Here is a 22,481-nt window from a genome sequence, read left to right on the forward strand (position 1 = left end):
TTTATGATTTTGATGATTGGCGGGCACCCCCGTTCTGGCACGACGTTGTTGCAAACGTTGTGCGATTTGCATCCAGAGATGGCGATGACCAATGAGTTTGGCTGCTTCAGCTTTTTGGGGCAATCCTACGGAGTGTATGCCCGGAGTATTTATGACCGCTGGCAGCGGGTTCAGGGCAAGTGGGCCTTTGATATTTCTTATGCTGACCAGGACGAGAAATTGAAATTTAACAATTTGCGGTTTGCACTGCGCCATTTGTGGCGGTTTCGTCAACAGTACAGGGGGGAGGTTACGGCCGTTTCTCTGGAAGCAGCCTATCGCGCCATGTTTCCCGGTGCGCGCGTGGTAGGGGATAAATGGCCCCACTACCTCTTCCGTATGAACGAGTACGTGCAAAATGAGGACTTAAACCGATTAGTGATTTACCGGGACTGCCGGGACGTAACCAGCTCCTTTTTGGTGCAGGCTCGCAGTAACTGGAAAGATGCTGACTGGGTTCACAAAGTCAATAATGCCGAAAAAATCGCGGCTCGTTGGGTGCGCGGCATTGAGATCATGGAAAAACATGCTGATAAGCTGATTATTTTGCAATATGAAGCATTGATGCACGAACCAGAACGCGAGTTAAAGCGCGTCAGCGAAGCCATTGGCGTCGATCCAGCGGGCTTTCCAACGGACATGATCAATCCCAGCAGCATTGGCAAATACCAAAAGGGATTAACGCCATCAGAGCTAGAGACGGTAATGGAGATTGCTGGCCCAACGATGGAGCGATTGGGGTATTTGTAAAGATGGAATTTAGCGTCATCATCCCCACGCGGAACCGGCCAGAGGCGTTGGCAGCTTGTTTGGAAAGTTTTTGCCAACTGGAATATCCGGCTGGGGCATGGGAGTTGATTGTGGTGAATGATGGGGGGGGCGATTTAGTAACGGCCGTATCCCCGCACCTGCAACAATCATTACCGCTCAAACTCATCAACGCGCCGCCGGCTGGCCCGGCTGCCGCTCGCAATCGGGGCGCGGCAGCCGCTCGGTTCGACTATCTGGCCTTCACCGATGACGATTGCCGGGTGACGCCCGACTGGTTGCACCAGTTTTCCGCTGGCTTTGCCCAGACCGGCTGCGATGCACTGGGTGGCAGTTGGCGCAACCCCCAACCAGACCAATTGGCTATGCGTGCTGCCCAATTTTTGGTGGAATTTATGTATGCTTACATGCAAGATGCTGCTGCCAACAACTTAATGCTCGTCTCGAACAATGTGGCGTATCGGCAGGCGGTGTTTACGGCCGTTGGCGGCTTCAATGAAACATTCCCGCTGGCGGCAGGTGAGGATATGGAATTGGGATTTCGATTGTCAGCACAGGGCTATAGCCAAAGTCACTGGTCGGCGGCGCAAGTGTGGCACGATCACAATTTGAGCAGTTGGGGGCATGTGCGGCAGCAGTTTCGGTACGGCCGGGGCGGTCATTTTTTTTTGCAGGCGATTGCAGAGCAGGCACGAAACGGCCGTGTTGTTCAACCCAGCACTGCCCGCAACTTTTATATAGCCCTGGCTGAATCCGTGCAGCAGCGAGGAGAGCCGTGGTCATTTGCCGCTTTGGTTGCGGTAGCGCAAGCGGCATACCGACTGGGTCAATTTTATCAGCGCCAGGCAAGCCGGCTGGCGGCATTCACATCATGAGCGATTTATTGCCCACCTTTTCAATTATTGTGCCCACGTACAATCGGCCGCGTGGCCTCAAGCGCTGTTTGCAGGCAATAGAGGCGCTGAACTATCCACGCGACCTGTTTGAGGTCATTGTGGTAAACGACGGCGGCGATCAATCGTTGGCGGAGATTGTGGCGGAGTTTGAGCCACGCCTCTTTTTACGCTACGTGGTGCAGCAAAACCTGGGGCCTGCGGTGGCTCGGAATCATGGGGCGCGGTTGGCAAACGGCCGTTTCCTAGCCTTTACCGACGATGATTGTGCGCCAGCCTCATCCTGGTTGCAAAAGTTGGCCGTCCAACTCATGGCCGAACCACGAAAAATGGCGGGTGGCTATACCAGGAACGCCCTGCATCGCAACCCATTTTCCATCACCAGCCAGCTTCTCGTTGACTTTTTATACCACTACTACAATCAGACTGAATCACGCGCCCGCTTTTTTACCTCTAATAACTTTGCCGTGGCTGCAGATTTATTTTGGGAAGTCGGCGGTTTTGAAGAGTTGATGTCTTTGGCGGCCGGGGAAGATCGGGAGTTGTGTGACCGCTGGTTAGAGCATGGCCTGGGCATGGTTTTTGTGCGCGGCGCGGTGATTTACCACGCGCACCATTTGCAGCTTTTTTCGTTTTGGCGGCAGCACTTTAATTATGGACGGGGGGCTTGGCTGTACCGTTGGTTACGCAGCCAGCGTAAGGATGGGGTAATGCACCTGGAGTCGCCCACGTTTTATTTCAAGCTCATTAGCTATCCTTTGACAATGGCGCAAGATATTCGTGCTTTCTTGTTAACTGCAATGCTTTTGTTTACACAAACCGCAAATGCCACAGGATTTTTGTTCCAGCAGTTTTCCCGCCGCTCCTCAAAGAAAAAGCTCCCGGTTCGGGAGCCTGTTCAGTAAGTCAGTATTTGATGGGTAGTAAGCAGTAATCAGTAGGTTGTTCCAATTTTATTTAACAACTACACATGATTGTCATGCCTGCGAAGGCAGGCATCCATCTCCAGTTTGAGGTGTGGATTCCCGCCTGCGCGAGAATGACAAATGAAAAGGATTAGAACAACCCCCAATCTCCGCCTGCGCCTTCTTCCATCATGGATGGATCCCACAATTCGGTGCCGATTTCAACGGTAACGCCGCCTTCCATCACTTGGCTGCCAACCATGCGTACCTGCTCGATGATTTGCGGCCCATACGGGCAGAATGGGGTAGTGAGAATCATGGTGATGTTGGCAGCATCGGTCTCTTCGTTAATGTCTAAATTCCGAACGAGACCCAGTTCAACGACATTTAGCCCAATTTCGGGGTCAATAACGCTACGCAGTGATTCAGTCAGTTCTTCTTCTTTTTTAGCGATCATAAGTTCCTCTGTTAGAGATGATTATTTACGAAATAACAGCGATGTCTGCTGGTTGCAATGGCAATGTAAATTGGCAGCAATCGTCGCCGTTTAACATGCAGCTATGTTGCTCTACGGCCGTTCCCAACACCGTCACCATCAACTGCTTATCCAGGGTACAGACTTCGGCGTGCTGCTGCCCCATCGAGATGTACGGGCAGCTGTATTCGATAATTTGGTAACGGCCGTCTTCCATTTTTTCCCATCGAGCCAAAAAGCCTTCGGTTGCCAGCAAATTAACCACATAATTCAGCCGCTCTTCAAAGGGGAGTCCTTCAAATTCGCCAGCCCGTTCTTCCATGATACGCTCGACCAAACTGACAAAAATTTCATTTACTGTGTCAGGTGGCAGGCGGTCTTTTAGCTCTTCCAGCAGGCGATTGGTGAGGCTGAAATATTTTTGTGGGAACAGCTCATGCCCCTTCTCGCTTAAGCTGTAGACGTAATACGGCCGTCCCACCTTCCGCCGCACGCTTTCAACCACAATAAGCCCTTCTGCCTGCAACGCATTAAGGTGATGACGCACCGTGACGGGCGAGATACCTGCTGCTTCTGCCAATGACTCAATTTTGCTTTGAGCAGACGATTTAAGTGCGTGGAGAATGAGGTCTCGCGTACTCTGTTTGCCCTTGCTTGTTACCGATTTCACGATAGAATCCTATGCTTGCTTTTAGCCAGATTTCTCTAAAAATTTGATGACGAAGTATAGCAACACCAGACTGAGTTGTCAATTTGTGATATTTCTATCATATTTATCATAAATATTGACCATGCTGATTGGCTATGCTATAATCGCCCGCGAAATTTGGACATGAATTAAGGGACGTTTCAATAATCAATTTTCACTCTTGAAACTGTCATTTCCGCGAAGGCGGGAATCCACTTTGGCAAAAGAATGGATGCCTGCTTACGCAGACATGACAATTGTAAACCTGTTGCTGAAACAATGTGAACCATCCCAGAAATGAAGTGCAAAAATACCTTTGATCAGGAGACGATAGACCACAATGACAACCGCCTTAGAAGTTAAAAATTTACATGTGAGCATAGGCGATCAGCCTATTTTGAAAGGAATCAACCTGCTGGTAAAGCCAGGTGAAGTTCATGCCTTGATGGGGCCAAATGGCTCCGGTAAAAGCACGCTTGCCTACACCTTGGCTGGCCATCCCGCTTATGAAGCCACCGCAGGGCAAGTTGTGTTTGGTGGTGAAGATTTGTTTGAAATGGAAGCAGATGAACGCTCCCGCGCCGGACTCTTTCTGGCTTTCCAATATCCGGCTTCTGTGCCTGGGGTTACGCTGGCCAAATTTCTGCGCCAAACCATCAACTCCCGCCGCCAGGCAGAAAATCCTGATGACAAGGGCATCTCAATTCCGCAATTCCGCCGCTTTCTAAAGGAAAAGATGGATATGCTGGGCATTGACCACAAGTTTGCCGGGCGTTACCTAAATGAAGGTTTCTCTGGCGGTGAGAAGAAGCGCGTAGAGATTTTGCAGATGGCTACTGTAGAGCCAAAAATCGCCATCATGGACGAAACGGATTCTGGTTTAGACATTGACGCGCTGCGAATTGTGTCTGAAGGAGCCAACCGGCTGCGTGAAGAGTTCAACATGGGTGCTTTGGTAATTACCCATTACCAGCGTATTCTGAACTACATTAAGCCAGACTATGTTCACATTATGATGGACGGCCGTATCGTGGAAAGTGGTGGCCCAGAGCTGGCAATTAAGCTGGAAGAAAAAGGGTACGACTGGCTGCGCCAAAAGCATGGTGCTTTAGAGGAGGCATAAGATGGCAGAAAATCTAGCAAATATTCCAGAAACTGAACTGACCGAAGAAGAAGTTGTTGGTCTGGTAAATCAGGATTATGCGTCCAAGTATGGTTTTGCCGATGAAGAAGATTATGTGTTCAAGGCAGAAAAAGGGCTGGATGAAAATGTGATCCGCGCCATGTCTGCCCGTAAAAATGAGCCAGAATGGATGCTGGATATTCGCCTAAAAGCGTACCAGCATTTTTTGGATCGTCCCATGCCCGATTGGGGGTCTGATCTCAGCGGCATTAATTTTGAGGATATTTATTACTACATCAAACCAGCCGATCGTCAGGGTGACACCTGGGAAGACGTGCCTAGCTACATTAAAGATACCTTTAACAAGTTGGGTATTCCCGAAGCAGAGCAAAAGTTTCTCTCTGGCGTAGCTGCACAGTATGAATCTGAGGTGGTGTACCACAACATTAAGAAGGATTTGGAAGAGAAGGGCGTTATCTTTTTGGGGATGGATGACGGGCTAGCCCAATATCCTGAGCTGGTAAAAGAGTATTTTGCCACGATTATTCCTCATAATGATAATAAATTTGCGGCTTTGAATACGGCCGTATGGTCCGGCGGCAGCTTCATTTACGTACCCCCAGGGGTCCAGGTAGAGATGCCGCTTCAGGCATACTTCCGCATCAACGCCAAGAACGTGGGCCAGTTTGAGCGTACGCTCATCATTGTGGATGAAGGTGCCTATGTACATTACGTCGAAGGCTGCACCGCCCCCATCTACTCCGAAGATTCGCTGCACTCCGCTGTGGTTGAAATCATCGTAAAGAAAGGTGGCCGCTGCCGCTACACGACCATCCAAAACTGGTCAAATAATGTTTACAATTTGGTCACCAAACGCGCCGTCGCTGAAGAAAACGCCACGATGGAGTGGGTAGACGGCAATCTCGGATCCAAAGTGACGATGAAATATCCGGCCGTTTACATGACGGGTGAAGGCGCACACGGCGAGATTTTGTCCATCGCCTTTGCAGGCAACGGACAGCACCAGGATGCTGGGGGTAAAGTGGTACATGCCGCACCGAATACCACCAGCCGCATCATTTCCAAATCCATTAGCAAAGATGGAGGCCGTTCCTCGTATCGTGGGTTGCTCAAGGTAAACAAGGGTGCCAATCATTGCAAGTCCAATGTAGTGTGCGATGCACTACTTCTGGACGAAGCCAGCCGGTCGGACACCTACCCCTACATCGAAATTGAAGAGGAAGATGTGAACATCGGCCACGAAGCGTCGGTGAGTAAGGTGGGTGAAGAGCAGCTCTTTTACCTGATGAGCCGAGGTATTGACGAAGAAACCGCAACTTCCATGATTGTGAATGGGTTCATCGAGCCGCTGGTACGCGAGCTGCCAATGGAGTACGCCATTGAGATGAATCGCTTGATTCAGTTGCAAATGGAAGGATCGATTGGATAGGGATGAATTAAAAATTATGAGGAATATTCTCATAATTCATAATTCTCAATTCATAATTTTGAACAATGACTACTTTTACACGAGACGCAGTTAAAAAATTATCCGCAATGCTGAATGAGCCGGAATGGATGTTAGAGTTCCGCCTGAAAGCGTTTGAGATTTACGAAAACACGCCGATGCCTGCCACTAGCGATGAGGCATGGCGTCGCACCAATATCCGCCGCTTTAAGCCAGATGAGATTGGGCCATCCGTTAACGGTGATGCCGCTACCAGTTGGGACATCCCGGACTTTTTGGGTAAAGAGCTGACTGGTGAAGAGGTGGGCGGCAGTCTGCTACAGATTGACGGCGTGACGCGCCAGTACGAGCTGAGCGAGGCTCTGAAGGAACAGGGCGTGATTTTTTGCGATATGCACACGGCCGTTTCCGAACATCCCGACCTCATCAAGAAATATTTCATGACCGACTGTGTGCAGGTGAGTGAAGGTAAGTTTGCCGCCATGCACGGCGCGTTTTGGCGTGGTGGCACCTTCTTGTACGTGCCCAGAAACGTGCGGGCGGCCGCACCGCTGCACAGCGTCCTCTGGTCTGTAAACGGCAAAACCTTTACCCACACCCTGGTGGTTCTGGAAGAAAGCGCAGAAGCCATTTTCATGGACGAGTATGCTTCTGCCGAGGAAGCGGCTGGGTTGCACAACGGCGTGATTGAGCTGCTGGTGGGCGACAATGCCAACCTGATCTACGCTGGCTTGCAGGATTTTGGCCAAAATATGTGGCAGTTCAACCATGAACGGGGCCGCGTGGGGCGCGACGGCAGGCTAGACTGGGTGACGAGCATGATGGGCACTCGCCTGACCAAAGCGTTCCAAACGCTGGAGTTGGATCAGCCCGGTAGCTGGGGGCGCATGTCAGGGATTTTCTTTACGAACGGCCGTCAGCATTTAGACCTAGATACGCAACAAAATCACAACGCGGGCGACACCGTCAGCGACTTGCTGTACAAAGGGGCCTTGCGCGAAAAATCCCGTACCGTTTGGCAGGGGATGATCAAGGCATTGCCCGGCTCGCAAAGAATTGATGGCTTCCAGGCTAATCGCAACCTGATGCTGGACAAGACGGCTCGTGCTGATTCAATTCCCGGTTTGGAAATTGAAGCAGACGACGTGGCCTGCACCCATGCTTCGGCCATTGGACAGCTAGACCCAGACGAGATTTTCTACTTAATGAGTCGTGGGATTCCCCGGAAAACGGCCGTAGAAATGTCTGTTCAGGGCTTTTTCGATCCGCTCATGCGCCGCATTCCGTTCGAGGGCATCCGCAACCGCATCTTTGACCGCATCGTCGAAAAGATTGGCTAATTTAAATGAATCAAACAGATGATCGCTTCGATGGGTACCGGTGCTTGTGTACTGGGCGAGAGGGATGACTCAACTGATTACCCGATGAGTTGATCATGGCAAACGGTGGCCTTGCCTCTCGCCTACACTTAGGACGGATGGCAAAGCCATCGTTTTTATTTTCTATTCCTCGAATTGTTAAATGAATAAAATGCAGGAGCGAAATTGATAATGAGCGATAAAGGATACGTACACGGCGACGTGCTGGTGACGACTCAGTGGGTTGCCGATAATCTGAATAACACCGGCAAAATTAGGCTAGTGGAATCAAACGAGGATGTGCTACTTTACAGCACAGGACACATTCAAAATGCGGTTCACATTGATTGGGTGGCGGATTTGAATGATGCTATCCGCCGCGACTACCTGGATGAAGAAGCATTTGCAGCCTTGCTCTCTCGCAATGGAATCAGCAACGACACAACGATTGTATTTTACGGCGACAAGAATAACTGGTGGGCAACCTACGCATTTTGGGTGTTCAAGCTGTTTGGTCACGCCGACTGCCGCGTTATGGACGGCGGGCGCAAGAAGTGGATTGATGAAGGGCGAGAGTTGACCAAAGAGAAACCTACCTTCTCCCAAACTGATTACAAGCCCGCTGCCCGCACGGACTATAAGATTCGCGCCTTCCGTGACCAGGTTTTGGCGCACGTGCAGGCCAATCAGCCGCTGGTAGATGTACGCAGCCCGCAAGAGTTTAGCGGTGAGTTGCTACACATGCCAGGTTCGCCACAAGAAGGGGCGCTGCGTGGTGGTCACATCAAGGGTGCCAAAAACGTACCGTGGAGCCGGGCTGTGGCTGAGGATGGGACGTTTAAAACGGCCGTTCAACTCCGCGATATCTACGAAAATGAGCAAGGACTCTCGCCAGATAATAGCGTGGTTGCCTACTGCCGCATCGGCGAACGCAGCTCGCACACCTGGTTTGTTTTAACATATCTACTCGGCTACCCAAACGTCCGCAACTATGATGGCTCCTGGACCGAATGGGGTAATCTAGTGGGCGTACCCATTGAAAATCCATCTAAAAGACGGTAATCAGTTAGCTGGTCACCGATTACCGATTACTGAAATAATGTTAGACGTCAATAAAATCCGAGAAGATTTCCCAATATTGCAGGAAGAAGCATATCCTGGTGTGCCGCTGATCTATTTGGATAGCGCGGCTTCATCGCAAAAACCGCTGGCCGTCATTGAAGCGATGAATCGCTACTATCGGCAAACCAATGCCAACGTCCATCGCGGCATTCACCGCTTAAGCGAAGAGGCAACCAACGCTTACGAAGGGGCACGGGAGCGGATTGCCCATTTCATCAACGCAGCCGATTTGGCAGAAGTGATCTATGTCCGTAACGCCACAGAGGGGTTTAACCTAGTGGCCTACAGCTGGGGGCGTGCCAATTTGCAAGCCGGGGATGAGATTCTCATCACGGCTATGGAACACCACGCTAACATTGTGCCCTGGCAAATTTTGGCAGAAGAGCGCGGCGTGGTGGTACGTCACCTGCCCTTTCTACCCGATGGCACCTTGGATTTGGATCAACTGCCGCACCTACTCACGGAGAAGACGAAACTGTTTAGCTTTACGGCCGTTTCCAACGTCTTCGGCACGGTCAATCCAGTCAAGCAACTGGTAGACGCCGCCCACAAAGTTGGCGCATTGACGATGATAGATGCTGCCCAGGCCGTACCCCACATGCCGGTTGATGTGCAGGCGTGGGATTGTGACTTTCTCGCCTTCTCTGGTCACAAAATGTGTGGGCCTACTGGCATTGGCATCCTATATGGCAAGCGGCATCTCTTGGAAGCAATGCCCCCCTTCATGGGCGGGGGCGACATGATTCGTCGGGTAACGTTAGAAGGCTCTACCTGGGCAGATTTGCCCCACAAGTTTGAGGCAGGTACGCCCAGCATTGCAGAAGGAATTGGTTTGGGAACGGCCGTAGATTACCTCACTGACCTGGGCATGGAAAACGTTCACGCTTATGAGCAGCACATTACCAATTACGCCCTGGAAGCACTCAGCGAAGTAGACAAACTGCAAATCCTGGGGCCATCGGCTGCTCAACGGGGTGGCGTAGCAGCCTTCACCATCAAAGGACTGCATCCCCACGACATTGCCGAATTGCTGGATAAAGATGGCATTGCCATTCGCGCCGGACACCATTGCGCCATGCCGCTACACCATCAATGCGGCATCAATTCATCCGCCCGCGCCAGCTTTTACATTCACACCACCACCGAAGAGGTAGATGAGTTGGTTGAAAGCCTGAACCGGGCTAAAAAGGTTTTCCGGTTATAATCTAAGTAGCCGCGGATTTTTCTGCGCCTCTGGAACTAATCTCAAAAAAATTATGGACGAAAGCATTTACCGCGAACAAATCATAGACCTGTACGAACATCCGCTGAATCACGGTCAGTTAGAAACGGCCGATTGGTCATACGAAGAAGATAACCCCCTCTGCGGCGATGTCATCCGCATAGACGTGAAGCTGGACGAGAACCAGCGCGTTGCCGATGTTGCCTGGAGCGGCGATGGCTGCGCCATCAGCCAGGCCGCCGCCTCCCTGCTCACCGATGAAATCAAAGGCAAAACCCTGGAAGAAGTACGTAACTTCGACAAAGACGAACTGCTAGAGCTAGTTGGCGTCAAACTCAGCATGGCGCGAGTTAAGTGTGCTCTACTCTCCCTCAAGGTGCTCAAGGCCGGTGCCTACGGCATGCCCGACCCAAAAGAGCTTCGCGGTGAAAAGTGAGAGGAATCGAAAGTGTCTGAGTTTGTAAAAGCGGCGCGAGTTGGAGAAATTCCGCCAGGTAAAAGAATTTTCTACGAATTTGATTATGAAACCGTCATTATTCTGAACGTGGATGGCGAGTTTTATTGCATTGCCGATCTTTGTTCACACGATGATGGGCCGTTGGAAGATGGTGCGTTGACGGGACATGCTATTGAATGTCCCAGGCATGGTGCATGTTTTGATGTACGCACTGGGGCTGTATTGGCCTTGCCCGCTACGGCCGCAATTCCCACCTACGACGTCAAAGTGGAAGATGGATTTGTATTCATCGAAAATCTTGACGAATAATACGAACGCAGGAAAATAAGGTTTGTGATAGGGGCGCTAATGGTAGCGCCCTTTTTGTTTGACAGGCTGGAGCAAATTGCCTATATTTAGCCTCCAAAAATTAGAACAAATTTTTCAAAAACGATTCTCTCAGACCTGTCAGGTTTGAGAACGAATTGCTCAAAACAAGTCAGCTCGGAAACCTGACAGGTCTTTTGGGACAAAGCGGAAACAGCATGGAAATTGGTCTGGTAAAACAAGTAAATATTGATTCAGAGGTACGCGAATCGTACCTGATGTACGCGATGAGCGTCATTGTGTCGCGGGCGCTGCCAGATGCACGGGATGGCTTGAAACCGGTGCAGCGGCGCATTTTGTACGCAATGTATGATATGGGGCTACGGCCGAATAGCTCATTCAAAAAGTCGGCACGCGTGGTAGGTGAAGTGCTAGGTAAATATCATCCGCACAGCGACCAGGCTGTTTACGACGCCATGGTGCGTTTGGCGCAGGAATTCTCCATGCGCTACACATTGGTTGATGGGCAGGGTAACTTTGGCTCGATTGATGGGGACGCAGCCGCAGCCATGCGCTACACTGAAGCTCGCCTCTCTAGCATGGGTTACGACATGCTGGAGGATATTGGCAAAAACACGATTGATTTCACCACCAACTTCGATGATTCACTAACCGAGCCAACTGTATTGCCAGCCACTGTTCCCAATTTGTTGGTGAATGGTTCAGTGGGCATTGCGGTTGGCATGGCCACCAGCATTCCGCCACATAACCTGGGTGAAGTGATTGACGCGCTTACTTATATGCTCGATCAGTGGAATCGGCTGGATGATGTGGCATTGCCTGATCTCATGCGCTTTATAAAAGGGCCAGATTTTCCTACGGGCGGGCTGGTGTTCCGCTACCGCGAGAAGAAAGGTGTAGAGAGTGACGCGATTGCTAATGCGTATGCTACTGGGCGAGGACGGATTACGGTGCGTGCAAAGGCCCATGTGGAACAGATGGGGCGCAACAAGTCGCGCATTGTCATTACCGAGTTGCCCTACCAGGCGAACAAAACAAATTTGCTAGGGCGCATTGCAGATTTGCACCGGGACGGCAAGATTGAAGGGCTAACCGACCTGCGTGATGAATCTGACCGCAACGGAATGCGGATTATTTTGGAGACGACGCGCAATGTGGAGCCAGAGGATGTATTAGCTGATTTGTTCCGGCTGACGCCGATGCAGAGCACATTTAGCATTTCGCTGTTGGCCTTGGTAAATGGGGAACCGCGTGTGCTAACGCTGAAACAAGCGTTGCGCGTTTATTTGGAGCACCGGCAAGAGATTGTGCGGCGACGCTCTGAGTATGATTTAGAGAAGGCTCGTAATCGAGCCCACATTTTGGAAGGACTGCTGATTGCGTTGGACAATTTAGATGCCGTTATTGATTTGATTCGGCGTTCGCGGACGGTGGATACAGCCAAAAAGAACCTGATTAAGCAGTTTAAGCTGACGGAAATTCAGGCGCAGGCGATTTTAGATATGCAGCTACGGCGGCTGGCGGCGTTGGAGCGGCGGAAGATTCAGGAAGAGCATAAAGAGATGTTGGTCCAGATTAAATATCTGGAAAAGCTGCTCTCGAAACCGGCATTGATGCGTGAGCTTATTAAGGATGAGTTATTAGCTGTGAAGGAGAAGTACCAGGATGTGCGCCGCACGCAAATTATTGAGAGCGGAAACGCAAAAGCGGTGCTATCGGCGTCTGATTTGCTGCCGGATGAGCAGGTGTGGGTGATGCTTGGCGAGAAGGGAACGCTAGCACGGACGACTTCGCCGGAGATGGTGCGGATTCCGCTAAAGCCCGCGGAGCAGCCGTTTGCTTTGCTAGAAGCCAACACGCAGGATATTTTATATTTGTTTGCCGCAGACGGCCGTTCCGTAAGCCTCCCCGTTTACCAATTGCCGCAAGCTGTGGAGTTGGGCAAAGGAACCCATTGGGCAGACCTGACAGGCTTTACGCGGCGAGACCATTTGGCGGCGGCACAGGTGCTACCAGCGACTGCAACTGGGTACGTCTTCCTGACAACGCTGGCGGGCGTCGTGAAGCGCGTTCGCGTAGATGATTTACCAGGTATCACTTCCTCACCATTTGTGGTGATGAACGTGCCGGACGACGATGCCCTGGGCTGGGCGGAGTTGACCAACGGCGAACAGGAGGTGTTGCTGGCGACGGCTGCTGGACAGGCAATACGGTTTAAGGAGGAGGATGTACGGCCGTCTGGCTTGCCTGCGGGTGGCGTTTATGGCATCAAGCTGGCCAATGAAGCCGATGGCGTGGTTGCGATGTCCGTTGTGGACCCGGATGGTTATTTGTGGAGCATTACTGATAATGGGATGGCCAAAGCCACGGCCATGAGCGACTATCCCACACAGGGGCGGCATGGTCAGGGAGTACGCAATTTGAATTTACCTAAAGATGCGGCCGAAGTGGTTGCTGCGCTCATTTGTGAAGAGAAGACCCAAATTTTGATCACAACTGGCATTGGCTCTACCAAGAAGTTGAAATTGAAGGACACCTACATCGGTAGCCGTGCGGTGAAGCCACGCTCTGTAATGACGATTGGGCAGCGAAACCGCATTATGGGCGCGTTGCGGACGATTGGCCGTCCAGAGGTGGAAGATGAGGTAGATACGGCCGTTCCCCAACAGCTTTCCCTCATAGATTCCCCTAATGGTGGAAAAAAGAGAAAAAAATAAAATATAGACTATAATGACGAGGATCATTTTAGCTAGATTTGCAAAATTGCAGCAGTTGGCCAACGGAGATTTTCACAATGAATTACAAAGATCAATGGGCGACAGACGAAGATGGTAACCAATTTGTCTTTACTGTGGAGATGCAGCGAAAATTGGAGCAGGCTGGATTGCCTATCGAGCCTACATCATTGACAGAGCTAGATTTAGTGCCGGCTGTACCCTCCGCACGTCAGCCGAGCCAAAACGATAACACGTATGCGGCCGCCGCTTCGTCGGGTAATGGAGAAGAGTATCCCATGCCAGACACGATTCAGATTGACCCACAGACTGGCAAATATATCGGCCGTATGAAATGGTACAACAACCAAAAAGGGTACGGTTTCATTATGCGCGGCGGTGGCGAAGAGATCTTCTTCCACAAATCGAATACCACAGAAGACCCCGGAAATTTGCAAGAAGGTCAGTGGATTTTGTATGACGTAGAGGAGACGCGCAAAGGGCCAGAAGCAACTGACATAGAACCCTATGAAGGGGACACTTCTTTATTGGCTTAAGGCGATTTTCCCAATAAAAATTGATTTCTGGGTAAGACTTTTGAAGTCTACTTACTAAGTTAAACAACAACAAGGAGTTCGAATGACAACAGAGCGATTTGGTGGCGTTACCTTAAAAGGAACGCCACAAACTGTGAGAGGAGAGCAGCTAAAGGTCGGTGACAAAGCCCCTAACTTTAAGCTGACGGCAAATAACTTTAGCAGCGTGACCCTGGATGATAGCAAGGGCAAAGTACGTTTGATTTCGGTAGTACCCTCACTGTTTACAGGGATTTGTGATGCTCAAACGCGTCGGTTTAATGAGGAAGCGGCTAGTTTAGGCGAAAATGTGGTCATTTTGACCGTAAGCGCCGATTTTCCCACTGCTCAGGCGCAATGGTGTGGCGCAGCTGGCGTAGATAAGGTGCAAACATTATCTGATCACATGGACATGAATTTTGGCGATGCGTATGGTACGCACGTTTTAGAGAGGCGTTGGGAGCAGCGAGCGATTTTTGTGGTGGACAATGAGGACGTTATTCGGTATGTAGAGTATGTGCCAGAAATTGCTCAACATCCAGATTACGAGGCGGCGTTAACGGCCGTTCGCAATATCACATAATAATTGTTTAACAAAAGCAAGGTAGAGGTCTGGCAATTTAGCCAGGCCTTTTTTTATGCTTTGAGAACGGCCGGTGCCTCTTCTTATCCAAAATCCACCTGTTCGCGGATTTTGTCTTTGACGATGGGCATCTGGCTAAAGAAAGCATTGTAAGCCTGGCTTACTGGGTCATCCTGAGCGTGGAGAAGGCGATCTAGCGCAGCATAGTTGCGTAACCACATTACCCAGATCGAGGGTGGCCCTTCCCCAATGCCCCCGCTGGCAGCTACCACTTCTTTAATCCAATCTTTGCCCTGCAGCACATCGTGCAGTTTACGGGCGTTTTGGCCCTGTTCCTGGGTAAACGGCCGTGGCCATTCAAACTCGACAATTAAATAAATGCCTACACGGGGTTCGCTCATGGGGGTGTCCTTTGAAAATTATGAATAAAGAAGGATGAATGATGAAAATCTTGACCCGTCCATATCATCCGTGTTCATTTACTGTGGTCAGCGCAGTGGGTGAATTGCCTCTGGCTATGCTTTGCGTTGCACAACTTTAATTATGTTGCCATCGGGATCGTGCAAGTCAAAGAAGGTCATGCCGTCAGCGCTGGTTTCCAGGCCACCGGGAATAATTGCGCCGCGTTCCGCGAGTTCGGCGTGGCTGGCAGCGGCATCGGGGACGGCAAAATGGAGCGCATCGCAAGTGCCGGGTGTGCCGCCACCACCACCTTTTGCCGGGTCGTACAGGCAAAAAGGCAAGTTCCCAAGTTGTAGCTGCGCCCAGCCGTACTCTGGCACGCTGAACGATTCTGGCAAACCGATGACGTCACGGTAGTAAGCCACTGATTGTTTAATGTTTGAGACCGGAATTTTGATGAGGGCAATTTCTGGTTGCCAATTGGTCATAAAATCCACCTTTTTTACAGTGAGCGCAAATCATCAATTAGCTGGCCAGATTTTAGCTCTGATGTTCTAAATTTGCAAGTTGCATTGTTTGACTTATAGAGTTTTTCAAAAGCCCCCATTTGTAGCTAATAGGACGCGGATGAACGCGGACGAGCACAGATTAGAAGCAGCTTTCCGCGTCATTTGCGCTTGTCCGCGTCCTAAAATTTCGAAAACTGAAAAGTCCTGGTTTGACTTAGCTCTCCGCGGCCTAAACAGAAAAAATGAAGCAGGTAGTGGTGCCGTGAGCGTACAGCTTGCCGTTGGCATCTACTAGCTTGCCTTCGGCAGTGGCAATGCGCCTCCCGCCGTGAACAATGGTGCCAATGCAGCGTAGTGGCCCGGTGTCGGCCAAAATGGGGCGTACAAAGTTGACTTTCATCTCGACGGTGGTGTAGCCACTGCCAGCGGGCAGCAGGGTGTGTACGGCACAACTCATGGCTGAGTCTAGCAGGGTGGCAATAACGCCGCCGTGAACCGTGCCAAGTGGGTTGTAATGAAACTCTGAGCAATCAATCTCGAAGACGGCCGTACCCTCATCCGCTTCTGTTAAGGCAAAATCTAGCGTTTTGGCAATAGGCGGTTGGGGGAGCTGGCCTTGTATCATGTTGTTGAAAAAATCGAGGCCTGTTTGTTTGCGAGCTGCTTGGGCGGCAGGAGAGGGGTCTTGCCAGGTGTAGGTGCGGGAACGGCCGTTGTTATTGTTCGGTGTCATTCAATTTTCTCCACAATGTTATCTTTTCTTAATCTTTTCTGGGTAAGATTTTATAGGGTGAACCACTCTCTGTCATGGAAAGTTACAATACGAGCCGAAAAAAAGGAAGAGGGAATTTATGAGTGAGACTGCTATTGGTGAGCAAGCTGCAATGTTAGCAAAACAAAATTCGTTTTTACGTCAACATGGAACAAAATTGTTGGCATTGCTTTTCTGGGGCATCTTGGTAGGGGGATATTATCTTTACGCAAATGCTAACGAGCTAACTTTGCTAGACAGCCTTCACCTGGTTGTAAATTTTCTGACAGCGAGTTTGTTGGGGCCGCTTTTTTATATAGTGATTTATGCGTTACGGCCGTTACTATTTTTCCCCGCTACCATTCTCACTTTGCTGGGTGGCTTTCTCTTTGGGCCGATTGGCATTTTGTGGACGATCATTGGTAGCAATGCCTCGGCACTGATCGCTTACACCGTTGGCCGCTACTTTGGCCAGGGCATTTTGGACAGTGAAGAAGAGACGAACCTGATCCAAAAATATACACAACGAATGCGCCAAAATAGCTTCGAGACGGTACTCATCATGCGTCTGCTTTTCTTACCCTACGATCTAGTGAACTATGCTGCTGGCTTTTTAAAGATTCGCTGGCAACCATTTATTTTGGCAACAGTTATTGGGTCCATTCCTGGTACCGTTTCCGTGGTACTGTTCGCAAGCTCGTTTGGCACGCTGGACGAGCTAATGTCTGGTGATTTCCAGATATCGCCACTGACGCTCATCGTTTCCATTGGGCTTATTTTAGTCAGCATCGGCCTCTCCCGCCTTATTAAACGCCGCGAGGCAAGCGAAAATTAGCTGATTTTTTAATTCCTACCTCTCTGCAGGAGTTCGACACATGGCTGCTGAAATTAAAGTTTCCCCGTTTGATGAATACAATGATATTTTGGTTCAGAATGCCCATCCATCTGATTGGCAAAACCCAACGCCAGACGGCCGTTACAATTTGCTTGTCATTGGCGGGGGATCGGCTGGGCTGGTGGCGGCCGTGGGTGCCAATGGGCTGGGCGCAAAGGTAGCTTTGGTGGAGAAGCACCTGCTGGGCGGCGACTGCCTGAATGCGGGCTGCGTACCTTCTAAAACGGTGCTGCGTTCTGCCAAAGCGGTAGGTGACATTCGCCGGGCGGCCGAGCTGGGCGTGCATGTGGGCGGCGAGGTAACGGTGGATTTTGCCGCCGTCATGCAGCGGATGCGGAAAATTCGCTCCGATATAAGCTACCACGATGCCGCCACTCGGTTCCGTGACCTGGGCATTGATTTGTACCTGGGGGATGGGCAGTTTACAGGCAAGAATAGCTTTGAAGTAGACGGCCGTACCATCGAATTTAGCAAAGCGGTCATTGCCACGGGCTCTCGTGCTGCGGCCGTTCCTATCCCCGGTTTGGCCGAGGCGGGCTACATCACCAACGAAGGCGTCTTTGAGCTAACTGAGCTGCCTCGTCGTCTGGCGATTATTGGGGCGGGGCCAATTGGGGCGGAGATGGCGCAAGCGTTTGCCCGCTTTGGCAGCCAGGTGAGCGTGTTCGATTTGCTCACCACCGTCGGCGGTTTGCGTGACCCCGAAGGCATCGCCCTGGTGCGCCGCGCGTTAGAAGCCGACGGCGTGCAATTTTATTTGGAAAGCAAAGCGGGCAAAATTGAAAAGGTAAGGGACGAGAAAATCATCCATTTTGAATACGATGGTGACGCCCATACATTGGTGGTGGATGAAATTTTGCTAGCGGCGGGCCGCCAACCCAATGTGGAAAGGTTGGGTTTAGAAGCGGCTGGGATTGAATACGGCCGTAAAGGTCTGGAGGTAAATGAGCGGCTGCAAACAACCAATCCAGACGTGTTTGGCGCGGGCGACGTAGCTATTCCCGCCATGTTTACCCACACCGCCGATGCCACCGCCCGCATGGTGATCCAAAATGCCTTCTTCTTTGGCCGCAAGAGGTACAGCGATCTGATTATTCCCTGGACAGTGTACACCGATCCGGAAATTGCTCACGTAGGCCTGTTTGATTATGAAGCTGAGGCGCAGGGCATTGCCGTAGACACGTTCAGCCACAAAATCGAAGATACGGATCGAGGTCGGGCAGATGGGGACGATGGCTTTGTGAAGATTTACGTTCGCAAAGGCACGGACAAAATTTTGGGCGCGACGATTGTTGGGCGGCACGCGGGTGAAATGATTAGTGAAATCACCACGGTGATGGTGGTGGGCAAGGGCTTGGGCATGTTGTCACAGACGATTCATCCGTATCCCACGCAGGCGGAAACTATCAAAAAAGTGGCCGATGCCTGGAACCGCACTCGCCTGACGCCATTTGTCGCCAATTTGTTCCAAAAGTGGTTTGCCTGGCGGCGGTAGGGTAGGTGTCGGTAGGGGCGCACCCCCGTGTGCGCCCAAACAATGGCAGACACGGGGGTCTGCCCCTACAAGAATTATGCTGATTTCGGTGGTGGTTCCGGCGTACAATGAGGGGGCATTCCTGCGGCAGACGCTGGGGAAGATTCACCACGCCATCGAAGCCAATGAACGTGAGGGGATGCAGTGGGAGATTATTGTTTGTGACAATAATTCTACGGACGATACGGCCGTTATCGCCCAAGATTCAGGCGCAACTGTTGTCTTTGAACCCGTCAATCAAATTTCACGGGCGCGTAACGCCGGGGCGGCGGCTGCGAATGGCGAATGGCTCCTCTTCATTGATGCCGACTCTTACCCCACACCTGCGCTCATGGCCGACGCGCTAGACGTAATTGAGGCAGGGCAGTTCGTTGGCTGCGGCACGACGGTGGAGGTCGTGGGCGGCACGCTGTTCAACAAGCTCCGCATGGAAAGAATGAATCCCTTCTTCCGACTGTTCAACTGGAGCGGCGGCCCATTTTTGCTGGTGCAGCGGGACGCTTTCCAGGCGATTGGCGGGTTTAGCCACGATTTATTCGCTTATGAGGAAGTGGATTTGGTGATTCGGTTGAAGCGATACGGCCGTTCCCAACAAAAAAAGTTCACGGTTCTTTGGAAAAATCCGGTTATCACCTCTGGACGTAAGGGAGAGATTGGCGCATTGTCGTTGGGGCGGCTGTTTGTGTCCAATTTCTTGGCCGTGATTTTGTTTATCTTGCACTATTTGCTGCCTAAAGCGGCCGTTCGCTGGCTTGGCTCCCGCTTGCTGGGGTATTGGTATAATCAACGATTATGACCCAAACTGATTTGGACATTGCGATTATTGGCTCCGGCATGAGCGGCAGCGCGCTGGGGGCAATTTTGGCGCGGCACGGGCAGCGGGTGGTGATCTTCGAAGCGAAGTCGCACCCGCGCTTTGCTATTGGCGAATCGCTCATTTTAGAAACATCCGAGATGATGCGGGCGCTGGCTCATTTTTACGACGTTCCAGAGCTGGCTTACTTTAGCACCGAGAACTTTCTAGCGTACGCTGGCACCACGCACGGCATCAAGCGGCATTTTGGTTTTTTGCACCACCAAAAAGGGCAGCCGCACAATCCAGCCCACACACTCCAGGCCATTATTCCCAGAGAGCCACACGGCCATGAGCTGCACCTGTACCGACAGGACACGGATTACTTCATGATGAGCACGGCCGTTTCCTACGGCGCACAGGTTCGGCAAAATATGGCCGTTCAAGACGTCCACATCCACGATGACTGTGTAATCATTTTTCCCGTCGACGGCCAACCCGTGACGGCCAAATACGTGGTGGATGCGGGCGGCTATCGTTCCATTTTGGCGCAAAAATATGGTGAGCGGGATTTCAATTTGCAAACGCACTCGCGGGGTATGTTTACCCACATGATCAACGTGCCCGGCCATGCCCGCGCCAATGGCAGCCGGGCAAAGTATGATTTACCTTTCCCGATGGCCGAAGGCACGCTGCACCATCTGTTTGAAGGTGGCTGGCTGTGGGTGATTCCCTTCGACAATCATGCTGAATCCACCAATCCGCTGTGCAGCGTTGGGCTGCTGCTCGACCCGCGCGTACATCCTCCACGCCCTGACCTGTCGCCTGAGGAAGAGTTTTTTGGCTTCATTCAACAATTTCCCAACATTGCCAAACAGTTTGAAAATGCCCAGGCGGTGCGCGGCTGGGTGCGGGCAGATCGCTTGCAATACAACACGCGCCAGGTGGTGGGTGACCGCTGGGCGCTGCTGGGGCACGCGGCGGGGTTCATTGATCCACTTTACTCGAAGGGGCTGTACAGCACGTTAACGGCCGTTTTCATCCTGGCTCATCAATTATTGAAGGCGGACAGAACAGGCAATTACTCCGCAAACGCCTTTGCCGATTTGCAAACCGTGACGTACAACTTTATTTGTTCCGCTGACCGACTGATTGCTAACAGCTACCGTTCGTTCGACAATTACAAGCTGTGGCAGGTGTACAGCGTGATGTGGCTGCTGGGCGCGTATACCGAACTCGTCAAACTGAACATGATGCGGGCGCAAACGATGCAAACCGGACAGGATCGGCAGAGATATTACGATCGGTTGGTGACGCTGAAGCTGTGCGGTGGCGGCTACCCGGAATTTGACGAGGTGGCTAACAAGGTGGATACGCTCATCGAAAACGTGGATCCGCGTGATGAAACGGCCGTTGCCGCCACAGTCGCCGAAATTAACCAAATATTCCGCACCCTAACCTGGATTGCCGATCCGTTTGTGGCCTTGCTGGACGGTAAAACGTACCTGCCCAAAAACAAGCTGCGCTTCAGCTTGCTCAAGCCAGGTGAAGGCTTTATGCGCTCCGGGGCATACAAAGCCCACTTTTTTGGCAACCTGACAATGTGGGATTTGCTGAAGTATGGGGCGAGGGAGAAGGCAATGTTCGCACGGCCGTTTCTCAACTGGCAGCACAAGAAAAAGTTTAAGAGGCAGCAATAACAGCAAGCTGGGAACGAATGATGTTTGACGACAGAATGCGTTTGGTAAAGGATACTGTTTTCAACCCAATGGCCGTGCTGGTGCAAGCGGTACCGCCTTGGCTGTTTTCTGTGCTGGGTTTGGTTGCTGGGGTGGGGGGAGCCCTGGCGGCCTGGCAGCAGGCGTACCTGTTGGCATTTCTGCTTTGGTTTCTCAACCGTATTTTTGATGGTTTAGACGGAGCGGTTGCGCGAATTTCGGATAGCCAGACTGATTTTGGTGGCTATTTGGACATCATTATTGATTATGTGGTGTATGCGGCCGTTCCGATTGGCTTGGCGGTTGGGCGGATGGAAACGGCTGTTACCTATGCCCTCATATTTCTGCTTTCAACTTTTTACGTCAATGGCGCATCCTGGATGTATCTAGCTGCCATTTTAGAAAAGCGCAGCCACCAACCTGCCGACCGACTCACCTCTGTCGTTATGCCGGCCGGATTGGTGGGGGGTACAGAAACGATCATTTTTTACTCAGCTTTTCTTATTTTCCCCAAAGCGCTGGTGTGGTTATTTTGCCTGATGGGGCTGCTGGTAGTTATCACCATTGTACAGCGGCTCATTTGGGCAAACCGCTACTTAAAATGAATAAAAGCTACAGATTACGCCTCGGCCAAGCTGCCCCGAATGTTACCTTGAGAACATTGGATGGAACGGCCGTCCAACTCTCGTCTTTGTGGGGGAACGGCCGTACCGCGCTGCTCATCTTCTTACGCCATTTGGCCTGACTGCCCTGCCGTGATCATGTAGCCCAGGTTGTGGCTCACCAGGAACAGTTTGCAGCTGCCAATGTGCAAATTGCGACCGTCTCATTTGGCACAGGCTATTGGTCCAACGTTTGGCTCCAAGAAACCCAATCGCCCTTTCCCTTTTTGGTTGATCAAGAATTGAAAGCATATCGAGCCTTTGGTTTGGAAAGTTCTGCCTTGCGAGCCTGGAGTCCACGCAATCTGCTTTATTACGCCAGAGCAAAACTGCAGGGGCGGAAAACGCTGGGCAATCGGGGGGATACCCATCAGTTGGGTGGTGACTTTATGGTGAATGGAAACGGCCGACTTCTGCTTGCCCATCCCAGCCGCGACCCGGTGGATCGGCCGTCCATTGACCAGCTTTTGCAAATCACGCACTCTATGTAGCCGCGCTTT

Annotated in this window: 25 protein-coding genes; 20 read left to right on the plus strand and 5 right to left on the minus strand. The window is 51.4% G+C overall.

What is annotated here, in order from left to right; genetic code table 11:
- Positions 1–3: 3 nt before the first annotated feature.
- From ACOQPM_RS02760 to ACOQPM_RS02770, 3 genes are read left to right on the plus strand one after another with little or no spacing between them, the layout of a single operon-like run.
- Positions 4–789 (plus strand): sulfotransferase family protein, encoded by a 786-nt coding sequence (locus tag ACOQPM_RS02760; protein WP_420627698.1) that lies wholly within the window; start codon positions 4–6, stop codon positions 787–789.
- 2 nt (positions 790–791) lie between these two features.
- Positions 792–1,682 (plus strand): glycosyltransferase, encoded by an 891-nt coding sequence (locus ACOQPM_RS02765; protein WP_420627699.1) that lies wholly within the window; start codon positions 792–794, stop codon positions 1,680–1,682.
- Positions 1,679–2,605 carry a glycosyltransferase gene (locus ACOQPM_RS02770; RefSeq protein WP_420627700.1) on the plus strand — a complete coding sequence of 309 codons (927 nt, stop codon included), beginning with the start codon at positions 1,679–1,681 and terminating at the stop codon, positions 2,603–2,605. The genes ACOQPM_RS02765 and ACOQPM_RS02770 overlap by 4 nt, the downstream gene beginning before the upstream one ends.
- A 151-nt stretch (positions 2,606–2,756) precedes the next feature.
- Here ACOQPM_RS02770 and ACOQPM_RS02775 read toward each other — a convergent pair whose 3' ends face one another.
- Positions 2,757–3,062, minus strand: coding sequence for a metal-sulfur cluster assembly factor (locus ACOQPM_RS02775; protein ID WP_420627701.1), 306 nt, complete (start codon positions 3,060–3,062; stop codon positions 2,757–2,759).
- Positions 3,063–3,087: 25 nt separating this feature from the next.
- On the minus strand, positions 3,088–3,750 hold the full coding sequence (locus ACOQPM_RS02780) for a helix-turn-helix transcriptional regulator (RefSeq protein ID WP_420627702.1): 663 nt from the start codon (positions 3,748–3,750) through the stop codon (positions 3,088–3,090).
- A 358-nt stretch (positions 3,751–4,108) separates the two neighbouring features.
- On the opposite strand from ACOQPM_RS02780, the gene sufC reads away from it, so the two are divergent.
- From sufC to tpx, 10 genes are all read left to right on the plus strand, one after another.
- A complete protein-coding gene (gene sufC / locus ACOQPM_RS02785) occupies positions 4,109–4,891 on the plus strand; it encodes a Fe-S cluster assembly ATPase SufC (RefSeq protein WP_420627703.1) in 783 nt (260 codons plus the stop codon).
- Position 4,892: 1 nt separating this feature from the next.
- On the plus strand, positions 4,893–6,341 hold the full coding sequence (gene sufB / locus ACOQPM_RS02790) for a Fe-S cluster assembly protein SufB (RefSeq protein ID WP_420627704.1): 1,449 nt from the start codon (positions 4,893–4,895) through the stop codon (positions 6,339–6,341).
- 65 nt (positions 6,342–6,406) lie between these two features.
- Positions 6,407–7,699 (plus strand): Fe-S cluster assembly protein SufD, encoded by a 1,293-nt coding sequence (sufD, locus tag ACOQPM_RS02795; RefSeq protein ID WP_420627705.1) that lies wholly within the window; start codon positions 6,407–6,409, stop codon positions 7,697–7,699.
- Between the two features lie 210 nt (positions 7,700–7,909).
- Complete coding sequence (locus ACOQPM_RS02800) at positions 7,910–8,779, plus strand: sulfurtransferase (RefSeq protein ID WP_420627706.1); 870 nt, start codon at positions 7,910–7,912, stop codon at positions 8,777–8,779.
- A 37-nt stretch (positions 8,780–8,816) separates the two neighbouring features.
- Positions 8,817–10,043 (plus strand): aminotransferase class V-fold PLP-dependent enzyme, encoded by a 1,227-nt coding sequence (locus ACOQPM_RS02805; protein ID WP_420627707.1) that lies wholly within the window; start codon positions 8,817–8,819, stop codon positions 10,041–10,043.
- A 52-nt stretch (positions 10,044–10,095) separates the two neighbouring features.
- The gene (gene sufU, locus ACOQPM_RS02810; protein ID WP_420627708.1) at positions 10,096–10,497 is read left to right on the plus strand and encodes a Fe-S cluster assembly sulfur transfer protein SufU; all 402 of its coding nucleotides are present in this window, start codon (positions 10,096–10,098) and stop codon (positions 10,495–10,497) included.
- A gap of 12 nt (positions 10,498–10,509) precedes the next feature.
- Positions 10,510–10,827: a non-heme iron oxygenase ferredoxin subunit gene (locus tag ACOQPM_RS02815; protein WP_420627709.1), complete on the plus strand. Its 318-nt coding sequence runs from the start codon at positions 10,510–10,512 to the stop codon at positions 10,825–10,827.
- A 215-nt stretch (positions 10,828–11,042) separates the two neighbouring features.
- Positions 11,043–13,562 (plus strand): DNA gyrase subunit A, encoded by a 2,520-nt coding sequence (gyrA, locus tag ACOQPM_RS02820; protein ID WP_420627710.1) that lies wholly within the window; start codon positions 11,043–11,045, stop codon positions 13,560–13,562.
- 77 nt (positions 13,563–13,639) lie between these two features.
- A complete protein-coding gene (locus ACOQPM_RS02825) occupies positions 13,640–14,116 on the plus strand; it encodes a cold-shock protein (protein WP_420627711.1) in 477 nt (158 codons plus the stop codon).
- A gap of 82 nt (positions 14,117–14,198) precedes the next feature.
- A complete protein-coding gene (tpx, locus tag ACOQPM_RS02830) occupies positions 14,199–14,717 on the plus strand; it encodes a thiol peroxidase (protein ID WP_420627712.1) in 519 nt (172 codons plus the stop codon).
- 83 nt (positions 14,718–14,800) lie between these two features.
- Here the strand turns inward: tpx and ACOQPM_RS02835 are convergent, their stop codons facing one another.
- The 3 genes from ACOQPM_RS02835 to ACOQPM_RS02845 all read right to left on the minus strand — a co-directional run bounded on the left by ACOQPM_RS02835 (position 14,801) and on the right by ACOQPM_RS02845 (position 16,361).
- Positions 14,801–15,118 carry a hypothetical protein gene (locus ACOQPM_RS02835; protein WP_420627713.1) on the minus strand — a complete coding sequence of 106 codons (318 nt, stop codon included), beginning with the start codon at positions 15,116–15,118 and terminating at the stop codon, positions 14,801–14,803.
- Between the two features lie 114 nt (positions 15,119–15,232).
- On the minus strand, positions 15,233–15,607 hold the full coding sequence (locus ACOQPM_RS02840; protein ID WP_420627714.1) for a VOC family protein: 375 nt from the start codon (positions 15,605–15,607) through the stop codon (positions 15,233–15,235).
- Between the two features lie 250 nt (positions 15,608–15,857).
- Complete coding sequence (locus ACOQPM_RS02845) at positions 15,858–16,361, minus strand: PaaI family thioesterase (protein ID WP_420627715.1); 504 nt, start codon at positions 16,359–16,361, stop codon at positions 15,858–15,860.
- A 118-nt stretch (positions 16,362–16,479) separates the two neighbouring features.
- On the opposite strand from ACOQPM_RS02845, the gene ACOQPM_RS02850 reads away from it, so the two are divergent.
- From ACOQPM_RS02850 to ACOQPM_RS02880, 7 genes are all read left to right on the plus strand, one after another.
- Positions 16,480–17,214: a TVP38/TMEM64 family protein gene (locus ACOQPM_RS02850; protein ID WP_420627716.1), complete on the plus strand. Its 735-nt coding sequence runs from the start codon at positions 16,480–16,482 to the stop codon at positions 17,212–17,214.
- Positions 17,215–17,254: 40 nt separating this feature from the next.
- The gene (locus ACOQPM_RS02855) at positions 17,255–18,769 is read left to right on the plus strand and encodes a mercuric reductase (protein ID WP_420627717.1); all 1,515 of its coding nucleotides are present in this window, start codon (positions 17,255–17,257) and stop codon (positions 18,767–18,769) included.
- A 76-nt stretch (positions 18,770–18,845) separates the two neighbouring features.
- A complete protein-coding gene (locus tag ACOQPM_RS02860) occupies positions 18,846–19,604 on the plus strand; it encodes a glycosyltransferase (RefSeq protein WP_420627718.1) in 759 nt (252 codons plus the stop codon).
- Positions 19,601–21,301, plus strand: coding sequence for an NAD(P)/FAD-dependent oxidoreductase (locus ACOQPM_RS02865; RefSeq protein WP_420627719.1), 1,701 nt, complete (start codon positions 19,601–19,603; stop codon positions 21,299–21,301). Before ACOQPM_RS02860 ends, ACOQPM_RS02865 begins: the two co-directional genes overlap by 4 nt.
- Before the next feature lie 17 nt (positions 21,302–21,318).
- Positions 21,319–21,924 carry a CDP-alcohol phosphatidyltransferase family protein gene (locus ACOQPM_RS02870; RefSeq protein WP_420627720.1) on the plus strand — a complete coding sequence of 202 codons (606 nt, stop codon included), beginning with the start codon at positions 21,319–21,321 and terminating at the stop codon, positions 21,922–21,924.
- The gene (locus ACOQPM_RS02875) at positions 21,921–22,064 is read left to right on the plus strand and encodes a hypothetical protein (protein ID WP_420627721.1); all 144 of its coding nucleotides are present in this window, start codon (positions 21,921–21,923) and stop codon (positions 22,062–22,064) included. Before ACOQPM_RS02870 ends, ACOQPM_RS02875 begins: the two co-directional genes overlap by 4 nt.
- Entirely contained in the window at positions 22,065–22,472 is a 408-nt protein-coding gene (locus ACOQPM_RS02880) for an AhpC/TSA family protein (protein ID WP_420628247.1), read from the plus strand.
- Positions 22,473–22,481: the final 9 nt, after the last annotated feature.

The organism is Candidatus Leptofilum sp., assembly GCF_965223525.1.
Lineage (GTDB): Bacteria > Chloroflexota > Anaerolineae > Promineifilales > Promineifilaceae > Leptofilum.

Excerpts from the sequence above, each read along its gene's own strand:
- ACOQPM_RS02760 (WP_420627698.1), top strand. The coding sequence starts at position 4 with ATGATTTTGATGATTGGCGGGCACCCCCGTTCTGGCACGACGTTGTTG.
- ACOQPM_RS02765 (WP_420627699.1), top strand. The coding sequence starts at position 792 with ATGGAATTTAGCGTCATCATCCCCACGCGGAACCGGCCAGAGGCGTTG.
- ACOQPM_RS02770 (WP_420627700.1), top strand. The coding sequence starts at position 1,679 with ATGAGCGATTTATTGCCCACCTTTTCAATTATTGTGCCCACGTACAAT.
- ACOQPM_RS02775 (WP_420627701.1), bottom strand. The coding sequence starts at position 3,062 with ATGATCGCTAAAAAAGAAGAAGAACTGACTGAATCACTGCGTAGCGTT.
- sufC (WP_420627703.1), top strand. The coding sequence starts at position 4,109 with ATGACAACCGCCTTAGAAGTTAAAAATTTACATGTGAGCATAGGCGAT.
- sufB (WP_420627704.1), top strand. The coding sequence starts at position 4,893 with ATGGCAGAAAATCTAGCAAATATTCCAGAAACTGAACTGACCGAAGAA.
- sufD (WP_420627705.1), top strand. The coding sequence starts at position 6,407 with ATGACTACTTTTACACGAGACGCAGTTAAAAAATTATCCGCAATGCTG.
- ACOQPM_RS02800 (WP_420627706.1), top strand. The coding sequence starts at position 7,910 with ATGAGCGATAAAGGATACGTACACGGCGACGTGCTGGTGACGACTCAG.
- ACOQPM_RS02805 (WP_420627707.1), top strand. The coding sequence starts at position 8,817 with ATGTTAGACGTCAATAAAATCCGAGAAGATTTCCCAATATTGCAGGAA.
- sufU (WP_420627708.1), top strand. The coding sequence starts at position 10,096 with ATGGACGAAAGCATTTACCGCGAACAAATCATAGACCTGTACGAACAT.
- gyrA (WP_420627710.1), top strand. The coding sequence starts at position 11,043 with ATGGAAATTGGTCTGGTAAAACAAGTAAATATTGATTCAGAGGTACGC.
- ACOQPM_RS02825 (WP_420627711.1), top strand. The coding sequence starts at position 13,640 with ATGAATTACAAAGATCAATGGGCGACAGACGAAGATGGTAACCAATTT.
- tpx (WP_420627712.1), top strand. The coding sequence starts at position 14,199 with ATGACAACAGAGCGATTTGGTGGCGTTACCTTAAAAGGAACGCCACAA.
- ACOQPM_RS02835 (WP_420627713.1), bottom strand. The coding sequence starts at position 15,118 with ATGAGCGAACCCCGTGTAGGCATTTATTTAATTGTCGAGTTTGAATGG.
- ACOQPM_RS02840 (WP_420627714.1), bottom strand. The coding sequence starts at position 15,607 with ATGACCAATTGGCAACCAGAAATTGCCCTCATCAAAATTCCGGTCTCA.
- ACOQPM_RS02845 (WP_420627715.1), bottom strand. The coding sequence starts at position 16,361 with ATGACACCGAACAATAACAACGGCCGTTCCCGCACCTACACCTGGCAA.
- ACOQPM_RS02850 (WP_420627716.1), top strand. The coding sequence starts at position 16,480 with ATGAGTGAGACTGCTATTGGTGAGCAAGCTGCAATGTTAGCAAAACAA.
- ACOQPM_RS02855 (WP_420627717.1), top strand. The coding sequence starts at position 17,255 with ATGGCTGCTGAAATTAAAGTTTCCCCGTTTGATGAATACAATGATATT.
- ACOQPM_RS02860 (WP_420627718.1), top strand. The coding sequence starts at position 18,846 with ATGCTGATTTCGGTGGTGGTTCCGGCGTACAATGAGGGGGCATTCCTG.
- ACOQPM_RS02865 (WP_420627719.1), top strand. The coding sequence starts at position 19,601 with ATGACCCAAACTGATTTGGACATTGCGATTATTGGCTCCGGCATGAGC.
- ACOQPM_RS02870 (WP_420627720.1), top strand. The coding sequence starts at position 21,319 with ATGATGTTTGACGACAGAATGCGTTTGGTAAAGGATACTGTTTTCAAC.
- ACOQPM_RS02875 (WP_420627721.1), top strand. The coding sequence starts at position 21,921 with ATGAATAAAAGCTACAGATTACGCCTCGGCCAAGCTGCCCCGAATGTT.